The organism is Bifidobacterium sp. LH_743, from assembly GCF_056355775.1.
The window spans coordinates 138,664-157,102 of sequence record NZ_JBKESZ010000002.1 but is presented as its reverse complement, the minus strand read 5'-3'; the positions used below and the strand labels follow the sequence as shown (position 1 = coordinate 157,102).

Genomic DNA, 18,439 nt, shown 5'->3' with positions numbered 1-18,439 from the left:
ATAAAGAAACAAGCCGTTTCGGGGTGACCCCGGGCGGAGATGAAAGGAGCCGATGATGGCTAGGGCAAGATGGGTGGCCGCGCTGGCGGCCGTGGCGACGCTGGCGGCGGGTCTGGCCGCGCCGGCCGCGCAGGCGGACGGGACGGACGACCCGAACGCGGCGGTGACGGCGGCGAAGGCCGCGTACGACAGGGCGGTCGAGAGCCGCGACGCGCTGAAGTCGGCGCGCGACAGGGCGCAGGCGACGCTGGACGAGGGCACGGTCGGATACTTCCGCGCGCGCGGCGCGGACGACGCGGTCAGGATACTGACGGACGACGGCACGCTGACCGGGCATGACTACGCGAGCGACATCAGGAAGATGAAGGCCGACGGAAGCAGTGACACCCGACTGGATTCGATGCTGCGCGGATTGAAGGCGATTCGCCAGATGAATAAGTTCCGCGCCGAGGAGGGAATCAGCCCGAAGGTGTCGAGCTATCCGGACAGGGGCGGCAAGCAACTGAAGCCGCTTTTGGTGACCGATGGGCTGATGGCGGTCGCGGAGGCGCACGGGGACCGCAATTACGTCGATTCCGACGGCACCACCCATTATGGAGACTTCTCGAACGAAGCGGAGAACATCTGCGGTGACTGGGAGGACGGCATGGCCGCCTGCTACTACGGAGAAAAGGAGCAGTTCAACGGCGTGAACAGCAATGGCGCCGGCCACTACCTGAACATCGTCAACGATGAATTGCAGTACGCGGGCTCCGGCGACCTGGTGCAGGACTTCTCCATGGCAAGCGATCCGCTTTATGTGACCCAAAGGCAATACTGGGACAACACGTTCTCCCAGGGCCGTGTCATGTCGGTCGACGACTACGAGGCCGACGTGAACGCTTACAAGGCCCCGCTCGACAAGGCCGTGTCCGACTACGACAGGGCCGCGAAGGCGGCCGCGGACGCGAAGACCGCCTACGACCGGGCGAAGGCCGCGGCCGACGCGTGGAACAACGCCACGTTCACCGTGTCGTTCGACGCGGCCGGCGGCACGGCGGTGGACGCCCAGACGGTCAGGCGCGGCGGCACGGCCTCCAGGCCGGCCGACCCGACGAAGGATGGATACCTGTTCGACGGCTGGTACCGGGGCGGTTCCGAGTACGACTTCTCCACGCCCGTCTCGGCCGACGTGGCGCTGACCGCGCATTGGAGGGCCGACCCGTCGGCCCGCGTGTGCACGGTGTCGTTCGACCCGGGCAACGGACAGATGATCTCCGGCCGCTCCGTCCGCGCGGGCCGGCCCATCGCCGAGCCGAAGGCGCCGACGCGCGACGGCTACGCGTTCGACGGCTGGTACACGGCCAAGTCGGGCGGGAACAGGTACGACTTCTCCACGCCGGTGACCGCCGACCTGAACCTGTACGCGCACTGGACTGCGAAGGCCCCGGCCACGTTCACGGTGTCGTTCGACTCCGCGGGCGGCACCGCGGTGAAGGCGCAGAAGGTCACGGACGGCGCCAAGGCGACGAAACCCGCCGACCCGACCCGCGATGGCTACGTGTTCGACGGCTGGTACAAGGGCGATGCGAGGTACGACTTCTCCGCGCCGGTGACCGCCGACCTGACACTGACGGCGCATTGGAGGGCCGCGTCGAAGCCCACGGTGAAGGATGGCTGGGTCGTCGAGGACGGCACGCGCCACTGGTACGAGAACGGCCGCATGGCCCGCAGCCACGCCTTCTACGACAAGGCGTCCGACGCCTGGTACTGGGCGGACGCGGACGGCTCGATCGCCCGCGACAAGGACGTGTTCATTCCGAAGGACGAGTCCGACAGGTCGAAGGGTGGCAAGTGGGTCCGCTTCGACAAGGACAGCCGCATGGTCAAGGGCGAGCAGTACTCCACGAAGGCCGGACACGTCGGCTGGTACTGGTTCGACCCGACCACGGGCGAGATGGCCAAGGGCATGCGCCATGTCCCGTCGAACGGCGGCAAGTGGGTGTACTACGACGCGACCACCGGCATCATGGCCCATGGGGAGCGCTACGTGGACTACGACGCGGAGCATACCGGCTGGTACTACTTCGACCCGACCACGGGCGCGATGAGGCACGGCGACGTGTACGTCCCGTCGAACGGCGGCAAGTGGGTCCGCTACGACCGCGTCACGGGCATCATGGTCCACGGCCTGCAGCGTCAGGACGGAGCCTGGTACTACTTCGACCAGAGGACCGGAGCGATGGCCCACGGACGCACGTGGGTGCCCGAATGGCATGCCTGGCATGACTTCGACCGCGTCACCGGACGCGGCTGAGGATACGCCGAGGAATCCCCAAGACCCCCGGAGCCGATCACGGCCCCGGGGGTCTTCCCTTTTGCCCGCATAGCCTCCCGTGTCACAGAAGGATTCTCCGGAAAAGAAAGGACATGGGAACCATGGCAAAACGGCTGAACAGACTGCTCGCCGCCATCGCGGCGGCCGCCACCCTCGCCACGGGCGTGGCCGGCTCCGCGTGGGCCGACACCGCCGACGGCAAGGTGTCGTTCGACATCAAGGCCGCCGACGGCACCACGCTGGACGGCATGGACATCGGCCTGTACAAGGTCGGCGATTGGAGCATGGACGCGCTGGAGCGCGACACGGACGGCACGCTCACCGGCGTCCACGCGGTCAGCGCCGACACGGACGACAGGGCGGGATTCCAGGTGGCGGAGGACGGCACGCGGACCGCCATCACGCCGCATGGAAAGGCCTCCAAGGCCGCGGAATCGGCGGGCATCACGCTCGACGGCTCCGCCGATCCGCTGGACGCCGCATGGGCGCTCGGGGCCTCCGACCCGCGCGTGGGCGCGTTCGCCCGCGCCTACGCCAGGGAGCTGGAGGACGCGAAGGCGAAGGCCGACGCGAAGGCCAGGGGCGCGGGCTCCGTCCGGCTCGATCCGGGCGTCTACGTCGCCGTGTGCGGCACGGACGCGGACACCGCCGTGCTGGCCGGCACCGCGACCGCCGACGGAGGCGTCGTCAGGGGACGCGGCATGGGCGCCGCCACGCTGACCGGCGCGGCGGTGCGGTCCGACGACGCCAAGGGCATCTCCGGACTGCTTGGAAGGGCGAAGCGGGGCATCCTGTCCCTGTTCGGCCTTGACGACGGCGTCGCCGTGCAGGACGTCGGCGGCTCCGCGGGCGTCAACGGCTACGGCGGAGGCTCCGGCTCCGGCATGGAGTGGCGCTGGTGGTTCCAGGACACGAAGAACCGCGACGGCAACGCCGTCAACGTGGCCATGAACTGGGGCGGCTGGGCCAGGAACGTCACCAACAGCTACTACAACAAGGACAGCTGGACGGGCACGCGCGACGAGTTCAATTCGGTGTGCGACAGCGCCAGACAGAACGCCGTCAACAGATACGGGCATGACAAGTCCTACTACCGCATCGTCGCCGTCGGCACATTCCTCGGCAACATCGCCTACAGCAACGGCGTGGTCGTCGGCAAGGCGCCCTATCACGGCAGTCCGGGAAGCGGCGCCCTGCGCAACGCGTTCTGGAGCGCGTACAACGCCGGCGGCAAGAACGAGATGCAGGCCGACTCCTCCGACCGGAACGGCTATCTGAGTTATGTGGGCGCCCTGGCGGACGACGCCACGAGAGGCAACGCGCGCATGGCGTGCGTCGTGCTGGGCCATGACCAGCCGGTCTACCATTTCGGCCTGAACCTGACCACGCAGGCGCAGTCGACCGACGGCTACGACGCCTCGCAGAACAAGTGGAACTACGTGGACGGCGGCTATGACGGCTCCAAGAACGCGAACTACGGCGGCATCGAGCACGACACCCGCTGGGTGCGCGACCGCATCGACGTGACCGCCACCGAGAACGACGCCGACTTCTCCAACGTCGTCATCGAGACCCATCTGAGGGTCGACGAGGACGGGGACCACAAGGTCGACCACGAGCAGGTCATCACGGAGCACTGGGGCTCGGGCAACGGCACCGTCCAAATCAAGAAGGGGCAGACCGTCCCGTTCTGGACCAAGCCGTTCAACTCGTCCGGACTGTCGAACTGGGGCAAGCCGTACTGGCCGAAGGGCCATCTGTGGTTCGACACGTGGATCAAGTGCGCCCCCGGCAAGACATGCGGCCTGGGCGACAAGCAGTACTACCACTACGGCGACGGCAACAACAAGGAGGAGTGGTACAGGACCCCGACCACCCTGAAGCTCGACACCAAGGCCGAGGCCGAGTCCGATGCGCCCACGGCGGGCGGCACCCAGCGCGTGCGCGACCAGGTGACCGTCACCCCGCGCGACGACTGGTGGCTGCCCGACGACCGCGGCGCGTCCGAGAAGGGCGACTACAAGGGCCCGATCCTCAAGTCGTGGCTGCACTACGCGAGCGAGGACGGCAAGACCGTCAAGGACTCGAAGATGAAGACGGTGACCATCACGGACGAGGCGCTCCAGCGCGGCGGCCAGGGATGGGCCATCGACTCGTCCCACACCCTGTACACCCCGTGGTACACGCCCGACGACCTCGACATGACGTCCTGGCAGCCGGGAACCTACTGGTTCGACGCGGCCGTGGACGTGCTCAACGAGGCCAACTCGCCGCTTCTGGCGAAGACGTACTGGGACCACGTCGGCAAGGACGACGCCGACGAGCAGTTCAAGGTCTCCCTGGGCTCGGCCGGCCTGTCCGTCTCCACGAAGGCCTCCGCGAACGGCGCCTCCGCGAACAACCGCAATCCGGTGTCCGACTCCGTCACGCTGTCCAATACGGGCGGGACGGACGTCAAGGTGGCCAAGGCCACGGTGACGCTCAACTACCCGGGCTACAGCGGTGTCAGGACCGCGTCGAAGACCATCACGAACGTGACCGTCGCCGCGGGCAAGTCGCAGACCGTGTCCTCGCCGACATTCACGCCGTCCGACCTGGGCTTCACGGGCAACTGGCACCAGAACCTGAAGGCCTCCGACCGCTACTGGTTCGACGTCAGGATCGACCCGGCGGACGTGACGGACGCGGCCGGCAACAAGGTCGCGCTCACGTCCACCCCGTCGCATGACGGCAAGGCCGACGCCAACGAGCAGTTCTTTGTCGGAATTCAGGATAATTTCGCCTCGACGAAGGCGGCCGGCACGTTCGCCCGTCCGGGCGGCACGACCGCCGTGCACGACGACATCACCCTGGCATTCGACGAGGTGCCGACGCTGAACGTGACGAGTACGCTCAACTGGGCGGCCGACGCGAATGCCACGAAGGCCGACGCGACGAAGTCGAAGACCGCGACGCTGAACGCGAGGGCCACCACGGCCGGACCGTCGTTCACGCCGTCCGACCTCGGCATGACCGCATGGAAGGCCGGCAAATACTGGTACGACCTCGTCATCCCCGCCCAGACCGGCTGCCCGTCCGGCAAAGCCATCAACGGTATAAATGTGGCGGCGGAGCGTTGGACCGTGTCCCAGCCGACCGCGGGACTCACCACGAAGACCGACGCGCCCGCGGGCCTGACCGACCTGTCGACGACCGCCGTGCACGACACCGTGACCGCGAGCACCACCGGCTACCCGGCCAACTCCACGTTCAACGTCACCCTGACGCTGAACCACAGGGCCGCGGACGGCACGACCTCCAAGGCCAGGGCCGTCACGTTCAAGGCCGCGGTCAACGGCTCCACCAAGTCCCCGGACATCGCGCCATCCGCGTTCTCCGGCTGGACCAAGTGGAGGGTCGGCCACTACTGGTTCGACCTGACCGCCGTCGACCCGAACGGCAAGACCATCACCGTCAGCGGCGCGAGCGACCCGAACGAGCAGTTCGACGTCACGGAGCACAAGTCCAACGGCTTCACGACAAAGACCGACGCCCCGGGCAACCTGACCGACCAGTCGGCCACGGCCGTGCATGACACGGTGACCGCCACGACCACCGGTTACGCGGCCGGCACCTCGTTCGACGCCACCCTGACGCTGAACCACGCCGCCTCCGCCGGAGCGTCCGCCGACGCGTCCAGGTCGCTCGCCCTCAAGGTCAACGCCAACGGCTCCGTCAAGTCGCCCGACTTCACGCCCACCCTGTTCGGCTGGAAGACCTGGAAGGCCGGCCGCTACTGGTTCGACCTGAAGGTCACCGTCGACGGCAAGGCGGTCACGGTCGCCGGCGCCAACGACCCGAACGAGCGCTTCGACGTCGCCGTCCACAAGTCCAACGGCTTCACCACCAAGACCGACGCCCCGGGCAACCTGACCGACCAGTCGGCCACGGCCGTGCATGACACCGTGACCGCGAGCACCACCGGCTACCCGGCGGGCACCACGTTCGCGGCCACGCTGACGCTGAACCACGCCGCCTCCGCCAAGGCCGCCGCGGACGCGTCCAAGTCGCTCGCCCTCAAGGTCAACGCCAACGGCGCGACCAAGTCGGGCGACTTCACGCCCGCCCTGTTCGGCTGGAAGACATGGCGTGTCGGCCATTATTGGTTCGACCTTGTGGTGACCGTCGACGGCAAGGCCGTGTCGGTGCCGGGCGCCAACGACGCCAACGAGCAATTCGACGTCGTCAACCACACGACCAAGGCCACGCTGGCCATCACCACGCAGGCCTCCAAGGGCACCGCGTCCACCGCGAACGCCGACCCGGTCCACGACACCGTCAGGCTCGCCTCCACCGGCGCGGCCCTGAACGTGGCCCGCGTGCACGTGCGCCTGAACTATCCGAAGGCCGACGGCACGACCGCCACGGCGGTCAAGGACACGGGAGCCGTCAAGGTGCCCGCGAACGGCGCCGCCAGCGTCGACTCCCCGGCGTTCACGCCCGCCGATCTGGGCATGGGCTCCCTGTGGACCGCCAACGCGAACGCGTCCGACCACTACTGGTTCGACGTGTGGGTCGACAAGGCCGACGCGACGCTGTCCGGCGACACGGGCGTCCTCCAGCTGGGCGGCTCGCTCGGCCATGAGGGCAAGGCGGACGCGGCCGAGCAGTTCAGGCTCGACAAACAGTCCGGCAAGGCGACCACCACCGCGGCCGGCACGTTCGCCCGGGCCGGCGGCACCGCCGCCACGCACGACGTCCTGCATCTGGCCTTCCCGGGCGCCAAGACCCTGAAGGCCACGAGCACGCTGCATTACGCGGCGTCCGACACCGCCGTCAAGGCCGACGCATCCAAAGCGAAGACCGCGACCGTCGCCGCCAACGGCGACGTGGCGGGCCCGGCGTTCACGCCGGCCGACTTCGGCTGGAGCGCGTGGAGGGCCGGCCGCTACTGGTACGACCTCGACATCCCGGCCCAGTCCGGCTACGACGCCCTGAGGGTGGACGGCCTGACCGACAAGGCCGAGCAGTGGACGACGGACACGACGTTCGGCCTCGACCTGGCCAAGCTCGCCTACCTCGGCCAGCCGGGACAGGGACGCTGGTCCAACGAGCCCGTCAAGGGCGCGACGTTCACGCTGACCGAGACCACCGACCAGACCGGCTCCACCGCGAAGCCGGGCACCGCGCCGAAGACGGTAACGACCGACGCGAACGGCTCCGCCCACCTGCTCGACGGCACGATCGGCGCGACCGGGACCCGCTGGTTCAAACTGGCCGAGACGAAGGCTCCCGCATCCTACGCGAAGCCCTCCGCGGGCACGTACTGGATGGTCAAGGTGGCCGGCGGCGCCGACAAGGCCGCCGTCACCGTCACCGGCTCCAACGCCGAGGCCAAGGCCCTGCTCAAGGGCATGAACGGCGCGACCGTCACGGTCGGCAACCGGCTCGAGGGCAACATCATGCCGCCGATGACCGGCGGACGCTATGACGTCGCCCGCGCGGGCGCGCTGGCCGGACTGGTCACGCTCGGCCTGCTCGCCGCCGGAGTCGCGGCCCTGCGGCGCAGGGACTCGGACCCGAACCGCTGATAGGTCCGTAGGGCCATAGGAGACGGAGACGCCCCGGAGCCATCGAATCGGCTCCGGGGCGTCTCCGTCTCCAGTCGGCCCACGCACCATATCGGGCGATGCCCCGCGACGTCCTCATGCCGCCCTCCCCTGTCCGCATAGAGGACGCACGTAATCCAATGGATGCCCCGGACGTCCGGGGCGGAAAGGAACACAAGAAGATGGGTCACACCAAACGCATCATGGCGTCCACGATGGCCATGGCCACGCTCGCCGCGCTGGCGTGCGCGCCGGCCGCCAACGCGGCCACGCCGCTCAGCCTCGTCGTCAACGCCGGCGGCAACCAGAACACGCTGAAGGGCCGCATGCTCACCGCGTACCGGCTCGCCGACTACGTCGACGGCACCTACGTGTCCACCGACGGCAAGTACAAGGACCTGGACGGCGTCGCCGTCCACACGCCCGACTCGCTGAAGACCGCCCTGGACCCGGTGCTCGCCAAGGTCACCGGCGTCAACGGCGGCAACGTGGCGAACCTGCCCGGCTGGGCCGACTCCGGCAAGGACCCGATCGCGTGGATGGGCGGCTTCCGCCAGTCCGACGGCTCCGACCAGTCCGCCGGCACGTTCGGCTTCGGCTGGAACGAGTCCGGCCCGCAGCACATGGGCACCAACAGCCCCGACAAGGCGTACGTCGGCACCGTCCGCGAGTTCGCCGACTCCATCGTCAAGGACGCCACCGCCCTGGCGGCCGTCAAGGCCCAGCCGCACTCCGCGACCGTGACCTGCGGGGCCGGCGCCTCCTGCACCATCCCGATCGACGACTCCGGCGTCTACCTGATCCTCGACACCGGCGGCGACACCACCTGGACCGGCACGCTCAACGGACTCAACGCCACGTACAACGTGGGCTCCGCGCAGCCGATGATCGTCCCGTCCAAGCCGTCCGACGCCGATCTGGCGACCGTCGACGGCTACAACCAGCCGATGGACCGCGACAAGCTCGGCTCCACCGGCAAGCTGGGCGAGATCACCATCAAGAACGTCGACGACCAGGAGGTCCTGCCGACCGGCGACCAGAACCCGCCGAAGAAGCGCGACGAGTCCCTGACGACCGGCAAGGACGCGGCGGACAACGCGTCCGACGTCGGCGACGTCATCCCGTACGTCGTCCACTACCGCGTGCCCGACCTGAGCGCCTACCGCAACGCCAAGGACAACGGACGCCCGTGGATCTACACCTACCGCGTCGAGGACCAGACCACCAAGGGACTGAAGATCAACTCCGTCCCGACCGCGACCATCACCGACACGACCGGCAAGACCGTGTCCATCCCGCTGACCGAAGTGGCCTCCCTGCCGGACATGCCGGCCGGCGCGAACAGCGCGTCCGCCAACGGACAGACCACCGAGACCGCCGAGGCGTGGTACTACCTCGACCAGCAGGACGGCGACGCCAGCCACATGGTCATCGGACTCGGCAAGTGGCTCGTCAACCACTACGGCGACCTGGCCGCCAACGACAAGACCAAGACGCTGTACGGCCATCAGGTGGAGATCAAGTACACCGCGCAGGTCACCGAGAAGGCGCTTGACAACGGCAACAAGGTCAACAACCGCAACCATCTGGTCTACAGCAACCAGCCCGAGGACGTGACCAGCGGACGCACCACCACCACGCCGGACGTGGTCGTCAAGCAGTGGACCTACGACATCGACCTGCACAAGCGCGCCGCCACCTCCTACAAGGGACTCGCGGGCGCCGAGTTCGACGTGACCGTCAAGGACAACGGCAACGCCTCCGACGCGAAGGCCAACGGCTCCGCGCTGAAGCTCGTCAAGGTGTCCGACGGCGTCTACCGTGAGGCGAAGCCGGGCGAGAACGGCTCCAACCACGTGGTCACCGGCCCGGAAGGCCTGCTCCGCCTGCGCGGCCTCGACCTGGGCACCTACACGCTCAAGGAGACCAAGGCCCCGACCGACTACCAGCCGCTGAAGAGCTCCGAGGACATCACCATCGCCGCGAAGTTCGCCGACGACAAGTCCAACTACGTCACCCCGGACGCGCAGACCGAGGCGACCGAGACCATCACCCAGAACAACAGCATCGTCCCGCTCGTGCGTCCGATGCTCACCTTCCGCGCCGACACGTCCAAGCTGCCCGCCGGCCTGACCATCACCAAGGCCGTCGGAAGCCAGACCGCCAAGTGGAGCGGCCAGGACGCGTCCAAGAAGTACTACGCGGACGACAAGACCAGCTGGGTGCCGGCCGACCTGACCCTGTTGAACCAGCCGATCAACGTGATGCTCGCCAAGACCGGCGGCACCGTCCTGTTCGGCGCGGCCATGGCCACGGGTCTTGCCCTGCTCGCCATCGGCGCGGCCATCGTGTCCCGCCGCCGCAGGGCCTGACAAGGACCTGAAGGCCATAGGGTCATAGGAGAACGCCCCCGGTTCCGTTTGGAGCCGGGGGCGTTCCCGTCTTCCGGCATGGCCGACGACGCATAGCCATATCGCATGCCCACCGCCCATATCCAGCCATCCTGGGACGTCATCATCGACGGCCCGTCCCCACGCCACCGGAGGCGCGTCCCGCGCGGCTGGTCCGCCGGCGGCGTCATCCTCATGGTCGTCGGCGCGCTGCTGCTGTCCAGCCCGCTGCTCGCCATGCTCGCCATCACCTACGACCCCGGCACCCGGGTGGACACGTCCGGCGGTCAGGACTCGGCCATGCTCGCCCGGGCCGCCCGCTACGACAAAAAACTGCTCTCCGACGGCGGCTCCGTCGCGGTCGGAGAGGCCGCCGACCCGTTCTCCGGCACGGACACGCCCGCGTGGAAGTCCGACAGGGACTATCTAAGCCAGTTGGGCGCGGGCGACGCCATGGCGCGCATCCGCATACCGTCCATCGGCGTCGACCTGCCGATAGGGCACGGCACGTCCGCGGGCACGCTCGAGCAGGGCGCGGGCCACATCCACGGCACCACGCTGCCCGTCGGCGACCCGGGCAACAGCGTCATCGCCGCCCACCGCGGGCTCGACGTGCGGCTCCTGTTCTACCGCGTCGGCGAGCTGGACCGGGGCGACATGATATACACGGACGCGGGCGGCCGCACCGTCGCATGGCGGGTCGACCGCCGCTGGACCGTAGACCCCGGCTCCGCGTCCGAGCGGCGGGCGCTGAAGGCCGACGGCGGCCACACCCTGCTGACCCTGTACACCTGCGACCCGCCGGGCCTCAACACGCGCCGGCTCATCGTCCGCGCCCACCGCGTCCCCTACGACGACGAAGCCCGCGCCGCCGAACGCCAGATGGACGTGAAGGGCATGCTGCTCCTGCTCGCCGTCGCGACGGCCCTGACCCTGCTGCTCATGGCCGCCCTGCATCCGACCGTCCAGATCATGCGGCACGCGTCGAGGAAGAAGGCTCGCTGACCGTCCCCGCCGCGGGACGCATGGGGAGCGTCGCGGGCGGTTTTCGGTTCCACCTTTCCGAGTCTTCCCCGAAACCGCCCGCGCGGGGCCCCGCCCGTTCGTTCTTGGTGCCCATATCCTCGGGCGGGGTCCTTCTCCTTTCGCCGGACGCGGCCGGCACGTCTCGCCCGAAAGACGACGAAGGCGCCCCGGAGCCGTCCATTCCGGCTCCGGGGCGCCTTTCGTCCGTCCGCCTACTCCCCCGGCGTGCCCGCGATCCCGTCGTACGTGTCCAATGGGTCGATGCCCTCCACCTCGACGGTGTTGACCAGCGCCCGGGCCTCGGCCAGCGTGACCGCGTGCAGGTGCGCCATGTCCACGGCGGGCATGCCGTTCACGTCCAGAGACCACCAATAGGGCGCCTCCAGGTCCGCGACCAGCCATATCCCCTCTATGGTGCGCAGCCACAATATGGGCCCGCGGTCGTCGAACCAGAAGCCCGCGTCTTCGGGCGCGGCATCGTACTGGTCGAGGTCCCCGAAATCAATCGGCGTCAGCCTCACCATGAACGGCCGCGGCCCCATGCGGGAGGCGTCCAGCGTCCACCGCGCGTTGCACGGGAAGACGGAGTGGAGCCAGATGCCCTCCTGCGTGCGCAGCCAATCGACGAGGCCGTCCTCACGGTAGAAACCTGGGTCGGAGGGAACATACGGTATGCCTTTTCTGATGTCGTCCATGCCCACGTCATGCGTCCCCGTCAGGCCGCGTGGCGACTGGCGCGGCGGCGGGCGACCACGGCGAGAGCCGAAGCCGCGGCGGTGACGATACCGCCGACGATCAGCGGCGCATGGGTGGCATGGCCGCCCGTGTCGGGCAGCACCGTCACCAGTCCACGCCATTGCGCGTACAGGACCACGACGTCGTCCCGCGTGGACGACAGGTTCACGATGTCGGCCCTGTCCCTGTAGGACGTGCCACTGCCGTCCGGCTTCGTGTTCCAACCGGCGAACGCATAACCGGCTCTGGCGTACCTGTTGGCGGGAAACGCGGCCCTCGCGTCGTACGTGGCCTTCAGGTCGGCCATGGAGCCGGACGTGGCCCTGTTGCCGTCGAAGCGGACCTTGTAGGCTACCGGCGTCCACTGCGCGTACAGGGTCATGGTGTCGCCCTCGGCCGGATAGGCGATGGCCGCGCCGGCCTGATAGGCCGTGCCCGAGCCATCGGCTTTGGTGTTCCAGCCCGCGAACGTGTAACCTTGGCGCAGGAAGACGCCGGCCTCCGCCGTGGTGGCGGCAGTGCCGGGGTCGCCGACCTTCTTGAAGGCGTCGCCGTCGCCGCCGTTGGGGTCGTAGCGGATGGCGGACTGGCCCTGGCCGATCGGAGGCTCTATCGGCTTGGTGGTCAGGGTCTTGGTCTGGTAGGCGGATTCGGTGGACTGCATCTCGACCTTGACGCGGTTAGGGATGGACTCGTCGGCGAAATGAAGGAAGACACCAAACTGCGCGTTCTGCCAGATATGTCCGGTCTTCGCCAACAGCTTCAGCGTGGTCTCGTCGCCTATGTTCCGGACCTGCAGACTGTTCTCCAATCCAGGCAGGCGGGAGCCGTAGTTGCATGCGACCGCAAGGGAGCCGTCGGGAAGTGTCTGGATGGCATAGTGTCCGGGCTTCAGGTTCGTCTTCGCCGCATCGAACGTGGACACATTCACATCAGTGTCCCGGGCAAGATAATTCGCATTGTCGCGGACATCATAGGTGGCACCCGGCGTGTTCTCATCATAAGCCCTTTCGACCCAGTAGCCCCACGCCCAAAGATCGGCTTTTGTTATCCGCCCTGTCTCCGGAGTGGCGTGGAACCATGCGACGACATCTCCCGTGCCAATGGCGGACGTGTCGCCGTCCTTGGCGACGGTCGCCATTGACGCGCAGTTGTCGGCCCAGACGCTGAGATTGATGGCGCCATTGGACACACCCATGCCGGGATAGATCCCATTAGACCTGCAGGGGCTGCTTTTGGCCGGCCGGCTGGCAAACGTGTAGACGGAGCTCTTGCCGATGCGCCATTCGCTGGTGGTCGCCGCGCTGTCGCCCCATAATGTGCTCTTCACATCAAACGCGACCGAAAAACCACCCTGGGCCTACTCGCCCGTACGGACAAGCAGCAAGGTACGCACGTCATGTACACGGACGCTGAATACCTGTCGGCCCGAACCGTCCACAAAATACGCGGGTAGATTGGTATTGGTGAAAAGGTTGGGCCAGAAGTGGCTGCCCTTCGTGGCGGACATGCCGACCGTCACGACATCGCCCTCCTTAAGCGCCGCCATGTCATTGATGTCGATATGGATGGTGGCCGTCACCGGCACATTGGACGCCTCAGTGGTTAATCCGGACAGCTCCTTGCCGTCCGCATCCGTGACGCTGACCCAGCTCGCATCCCCGACGTCCGTGATGTCATACGTGCTCGCCGCCGACGCGACCGGCGTAACGAACGCGGTCAGCAGTCCCAGCAGCGTGATCAGGGCCGGGAGCGCAAGCCCCCCCCCCGGCATTTTCCTTATGAATCGTGATATTCCCATACCACACGGCTATGCGTCGCGCGACGCATAGCCATCGCCATGACGGAACCACAGAAGAAATCATCGGCCCCCAAGGAGAAACCGTTCGTCCCCATCGAGCACCGCCCGCTGCTGGGCGTGCCGGAGGCGGCCGCGCTGACCGGGCTGACGGAGGCGAACATCAGGCAGGCCGTGCGCCGCGGCGACCTCATCGCCTGCTACGCGTACACGACCATCATGCGCATCCGGCGGCGCGACCTGGACGACTGGCTGGAGTCCCTGCCGGGCAGCCCGGAGTAAGGGAACGCGCAAGGCCTCCACGCGGACCATGACGGTCCTTGTGGAGGCCTTGCGCGTTTCGAAGCCACGGATAAGTGACTTATAAGTGACCTGAGTTATTCTGAAACCGCCGTTTTCCAACCGGCAGTAGGGCTCAGGGGCCGTGGCTATCAGATGTGGAAGTACAGCTCGTACTCCAGCGGGGTCGGAGCCAGGCGAGCCTGGTCGATTTCACCACGCTTGATGCCCAGCCAAGTCTCAATCAGGTCATCAGTGAAGACGTCGCCTGCGGTGAGGAAGTCATGATCCTCCTCAAGGGCGTCCATGGCTTCGGCCAAGGAGCTCGGGACCTGCTTGATGCCTGCATGCTCTTCCGGCGGCAGCTCGTACAGATCCTTGTCGACCGGTGCCGGAGGCTCGATGTGGTTCAGGATGCCGTCCAGGCCAGCCATCAGCTGTGCGGAGAAGGCGAGGAACGGGTTGCAGGACGGATCCGGAGCACGGAACTCGATACGCTTCGCAGCCGGAGAGGTGCCAGCCAGCGGGATACGGATAGCGGCGGAACGGTTACGAGCGGAGTATACCAAGTTGACCGGCGCCTCGAAGCCCGGAACCAGACGGTGATAGGAGTTCAGAGACGGGTTGGTGAAGGCCAGCACGGAGGAAGAGTGCTTAATCAGGCCGCCGATGTACCAACGGGCGATGTCAGACAGACCACCGTAGTTCTTCTCGTCGTAGAACAGCGGCTTGCCGTCCTTCCACAGGGACTGGTGGCAGTGCATGCCGGTACCATTGTCGCCTGCGATCGGCTTCGGCATGAAGGTCGCGGCCTTGCCTGCCAGGGCGGCGGTCTCGTGGACAACGTACTTGTACTTCATCAGGTCATCGCCTGCATGCTGCAGGGAGTTGAAGCGATAGTTAATCTCCTGCTGACCAGCGCCGGCAACCTCGTGGTGGGAGCGCTCGAGAATCAGGCCGACCTTCTGCAGGTTGGCGACCATGTCGTCGCGCAAATCCTGGGTGTGATCGATCGGAGGAACCGGGAAGTAGCCCTTCTTGACACGGTTCTTGAACGCGATGTTCGGGGTGCCGTCGTCTTCGGTGTCGATGCCGGAGTTCCACGGAGCCTCGATGGAGTCCACCTCGTAGAAGGAACGCTGCATGGAGTTCTCGAAGCGCACCTTGTCGAAGATGAAGAACTCGGCTTCCGGAGCGAAAGAAGCGGTGTCGGCGATACCGGTGGACTTCAGGTAAGCCTCTGCCTTGCCTGCGACCTGACGCGGATCACGGGAGTACGGCTCGTCAGTCAGCGGATCGACGATGGAGAAGGCCACGTCAAGGGTCTTGTGCTTGCGGAACGGGTCGATGAATGCGGTGGAAACATCCGGCACCAGCTTCATGTCGGACTCGTTGATAGCCTGGAAGCCTTCCACGGAAGAACCATCGAACGGCATGCCGTCGGTGAAGGCATCCTTCAGGAATTCGCTTGCCGGCACGGTGAAGTGCTGCTGAACACCGATCAGATCAGTGAAGCGAACGGAGACATATTCAATGCCTTCCTTGTTGATAAGGGCCTCAGCATCAGCCTTGGTTTCAAGTGCAGTCACGGGACCGCTCCTTTCGAATAAGTTGCTTACAGGCTCTTAGTCTATGGCCGCTCGTTTCGCTCACTCGCCACTTGGGTTACGAGAATGTTTCGTAATGACATATTCGGAGGGTGATTTCGCGGAAAAACGGGATTCGATTGTTACAAACGTTCGCATGCCGTCTTCCAAGTAAGGCAATCGACGTTCAATTAGTGGACATGAATGCGTGCCGAATATGGAAAAGCTCCGATCACATGACGAGATCGGAGCTTTTCCATAATAAATAAGACGTGATTCCGTCCGGTCAGCGGCCGCGCATCGCACGACGGCTGATACGCTGCGGATGCATGGGATCGACGCCCTTCGGCACGCTCATACCGTTCTTCAGCTGCAGAGTACGCAAACGCTCGTTAAGCACGGTGAGCTCGGTCTTGGTAAGCACAAAACGTGTCTTCGGATGGATGGCGGCCATCAGCTTGTTCTTGTGATGGGTCGGCTGGTAGCTCTTGAACTTGAGCAGGACCTTACGCACATCCTTGAGCCGGGTCTGGTTCTCACCAGTGCCGACGTACATGCGATAGACCGGAATATCAGAGCCGGCGGTCACGCCCTTGATGCGCTGCTCCTGACGATCCATGGCACGCTTGACACGACCATACTCGCCTTCGCCCAGCAGATAAATGCCGTTGTAGCCTGTACCACGCCAAATGGCATCCTTGGTCTTCGGATCGACCCACACGGGCTCCTGCGGAAAGTTGAAGCCGGCCTTGTTGATGTTGCCGAGCACGCTGATGGCCGCGCCCGGTCGACCTTCGATTTTGGCATAACCGACCTTGTCGGCGCGCCTGGTGAGCATCATGGTGGCGAACAGGACACCCAGCAGAATCGCAAGAATCATGGAGGTGATCCAACCGATCACCGACCATTTGAATACGATGCCCAGCACGACGAACACGATGATAGGTGCCACAAAAACACCTCCGCACAGCCACGGGAGTGCCTTGTCCTCAGCGTGGGTGTACTTGAAGATCTGAATGATCTGGCTGATGGTGCTTTGCTTTTTCTGCTTCTTTTTCTCTGCTTTATCTGCCATCGACTTCCTCGCTTGACGGTTCGTTTACACGCACTGGGATGGTAGTCTATCAGGAACCATGCCATTTGGTGTGCGGCCATACCATCGTGCGCACCTTCCCGCACACCCTATCTCGTATGCAATGGCCGCCCGTCCGCTTTGAGCAGCGCCTCGCCGAGCGTCTCACTGAATGTGGGATGCGGATGAATCAATCGTGCGGCATCGGCGAGTGGCACATGATTGCCGACCAATTGCTCGGCTTCCGCGATGAGATCGCTTGCGATCGGACTGACGATATGCATGCCGAGCACCACTCGTTTGTTTGGCTCGTCGGCGAATTCGCCGCTGACGATGGTCATCGATCCGCCTTCGCCACTCATCAGCATGCGCGCGTTGGACAGCATCGGATAGGCTGTTTCTTCAGGCTCCAGCACATTCTCACGGGTTTTCGCTTGGTCGAGCGTCAGTCCGACGCTTGCAGCCTCCGGGAAGGAGAACACCACCTGAGGCACGGTTTCATCAAGTACCGGCTTTGGGTCGAGTCCGGCGATCTTTTCGGCGATGGTGATGCCCTGTTCGAACGCACGATGCGCCAGCGCATGTCCGGGAGTGATGTCTCCCAAAGCCCACACGCCATCAAGATTCGTATGTCCGAATCCATCGACGACGACATAACCGCGGTCGTCAAGCGCAAGACCGCTGGAACGGAACCAGTCTGCATCGGTGTTCGGCACACGGCCAATGGCGGCAAGAACCACCTCGCCATATGCGACGCGCTCTTCCGTGGAATCGTTCTGCCGATAATGCACGGTAGCGCCCAGATTCGCTCCGGTGTCCACATGCTCCACAGCAGTGCGCGTGATCACCTCCACTCCCCTGCGTTTCAATTCGCGCGTCAGCGTCATCGACGTGCGGCGTTCCCAAGTGGAGAGCACCCGATCCTTGCGAATCAGCAACGTCACCTTGCAACCAGCGGCGTTCCACAGCGACGCGAATTCCAACGCCACCGCGCCCGCTCCGACAATGACCGCGCTGGCGGGAAGCGTGTTCAGTTCCAAAGCCTGGGTGGAATCAATCAAAGCGCCAGTGAAAGGATTATCGGGCAATGCGAGGGGCCGCGAACCGGTTGCCAACACGATATCATCTGCGACAATTGTGAATCGCGTATCAGTGGGCTCGAAGACCTCAGCCTTTACGGACCGCAATACATGCGTCTGCCCCTGAGCGGGCAGGATATCCACCGTGTGCGCACCACGCAACACAGCATCTCCCCGAAATACGGTGACGCCGCGATGCGCCAGCAGTCCCATCAATCCCTTCGTCATCGTTTCCACCGTGGAAACGCGGAAATCACGCAACTTGCCGAAATCGATGCTTTGCAACGAGGCGTTAATGCCCATACGTTCGGCATTGCGTATGGTTTCGACGCTATGGACGGCGGTCAATAGCGCCTTCGATGGAATGCAGCCGCGGTTGAGACATGTGCCGCCGAGCGTCGCGTCCTTTTCAATCAACGCCACCGTTTTACCAAGTTCCGCGGCACGTAACGCCGTGGAATAGCCGCCTGGGCCAGCTCCGATGATAGCGATATCGAAATGCTGTTGAGCCATTGTTAAATCCCGATTCATTCCTCATTGATACGAGCACGCGCCGGCGGAGCGAATGA

At 65.5% G+C, this 18,439-nt stretch carries 11 protein-coding genes; 5 read left to right on the top strand and 6 right to left on the bottom strand.

Features of this window, described 5'->3' with window-relative positions; genetic code table 11:
• The first annotated feature begins 55 nt into the window (after positions 1-55).
• The 4 genes from AC1ATL_RS03780 to AC1ATL_RS03765 all read left to right on the top strand — a co-directional run bounded on the left by AC1ATL_RS03780 (position 56) and on the right by AC1ATL_RS03765 (position 11,300).
• Complete coding sequence (locus AC1ATL_RS03780; RefSeq protein ID WP_476568598.1) at positions 56-2,296, top strand: InlB B-repeat-containing protein; 2,241 nt, start codon at positions 56-58, stop codon at positions 2,294-2,296.
• 113 nt (positions 2,297-2,409) lie between these two features.
• A complete protein-coding gene (locus AC1ATL_RS03775; RefSeq protein ID WP_476568597.1) occupies positions 2,410-7,887 on the top strand; it encodes a prealbumin-like fold domain-containing protein in 5,478 nt (1,825 codons plus the stop codon).
• Between the two features lie 200 nt (positions 7,888-8,087).
• Positions 8,088-10,277 carry a SpaA isopeptide-forming pilin-related protein gene (locus tag AC1ATL_RS03770; protein WP_476568595.1) on the top strand — a complete coding sequence of 730 codons (2,190 nt, stop codon included), beginning with the start codon at positions 8,088-8,090 and terminating at the stop codon, positions 10,275-10,277.
• A 105-nt stretch (positions 10,278-10,382) separates the two neighbouring features.
• Positions 10,383-11,300, top strand: a complete 918-nt coding sequence (locus tag AC1ATL_RS03765) for a sortase (RefSeq protein WP_476568593.1) — start codon at positions 10,383-10,385, stop codon at positions 11,298-11,300.
• A gap of 233 nt (positions 11,301-11,533) precedes the next feature.
• Here the strand turns inward: AC1ATL_RS03765 and AC1ATL_RS03760 are convergent, their stop codons facing one another.
• Genes AC1ATL_RS03760 through AC1ATL_RS03750 form a run of 3 tightly spaced genes read right to left on the bottom strand, consistent with a single transcriptional unit; the run spans position 11,534 to position 13,830 of the window.
• A complete protein-coding gene (locus tag AC1ATL_RS03760; RefSeq protein WP_476568591.1) occupies positions 11,534-12,016 on the bottom strand; it encodes a hypothetical protein in 483 nt (160 codons plus the stop codon).
• Positions 12,017-12,036: 20 nt separating this feature from the next.
• A complete protein-coding gene (locus AC1ATL_RS03755; protein ID WP_476568589.1) occupies positions 12,037-13,386 on the bottom strand; it encodes an InlB B-repeat-containing protein in 1,350 nt (449 codons plus the stop codon).
• A 30-nt stretch (positions 13,387-13,416) separates the two neighbouring features.
• The gene (locus AC1ATL_RS03750; protein WP_476568587.1) at positions 13,417-13,830 is read right to left on the bottom strand and encodes a hypothetical protein; all 414 of its coding nucleotides are present in this window, start codon (positions 13,828-13,830) and stop codon (positions 13,417-13,419) included.
• Positions 13,831-13,896: 66 nt separating this feature from the next.
• On the opposite strand from AC1ATL_RS03750, the gene AC1ATL_RS03745 reads away from it, so the two are divergent.
• On the top strand, positions 13,897-14,136 hold the full coding sequence (locus tag AC1ATL_RS03745; protein WP_476568585.1) for a helix-turn-helix domain-containing protein: 240 nt from the start codon (positions 13,897-13,899) through the stop codon (positions 14,134-14,136).
• A gap of 149 nt (positions 14,137-14,285) precedes the next feature.
• Here AC1ATL_RS03745 and glnA read toward each other — a convergent pair whose 3' ends face one another.
• The 3 genes from glnA to AC1ATL_RS03730 all read right to left on the bottom strand — a co-directional run bounded on the left by glnA (position 14,286) and on the right by AC1ATL_RS03730 (position 18,383).
• Complete coding sequence (gene glnA / locus AC1ATL_RS03740) at positions 14,286-15,722, bottom strand: type I glutamate--ammonia ligase (RefSeq protein WP_476568583.1); 1,437 nt, start codon at positions 15,720-15,722, stop codon at positions 14,286-14,288.
• A gap of 283 nt (positions 15,723-16,005) precedes the next feature.
• Positions 16,006-16,794: a DUF4191 domain-containing protein gene (locus AC1ATL_RS03735; protein WP_476568581.1), complete on the bottom strand. Its 789-nt coding sequence runs from the start codon at positions 16,792-16,794 to the stop codon at positions 16,006-16,008.
• A 107-nt stretch (positions 16,795-16,901) separates the two neighbouring features.
• Positions 16,902-18,383 (bottom strand): dihydrolipoyl dehydrogenase family protein, encoded by a 1,482-nt coding sequence (locus tag AC1ATL_RS03730; protein ID WP_476568579.1) that lies wholly within the window; start codon positions 18,381-18,383, stop codon positions 16,902-16,904.
• Positions 18,384-18,439: the final 56 nt, after the last annotated feature.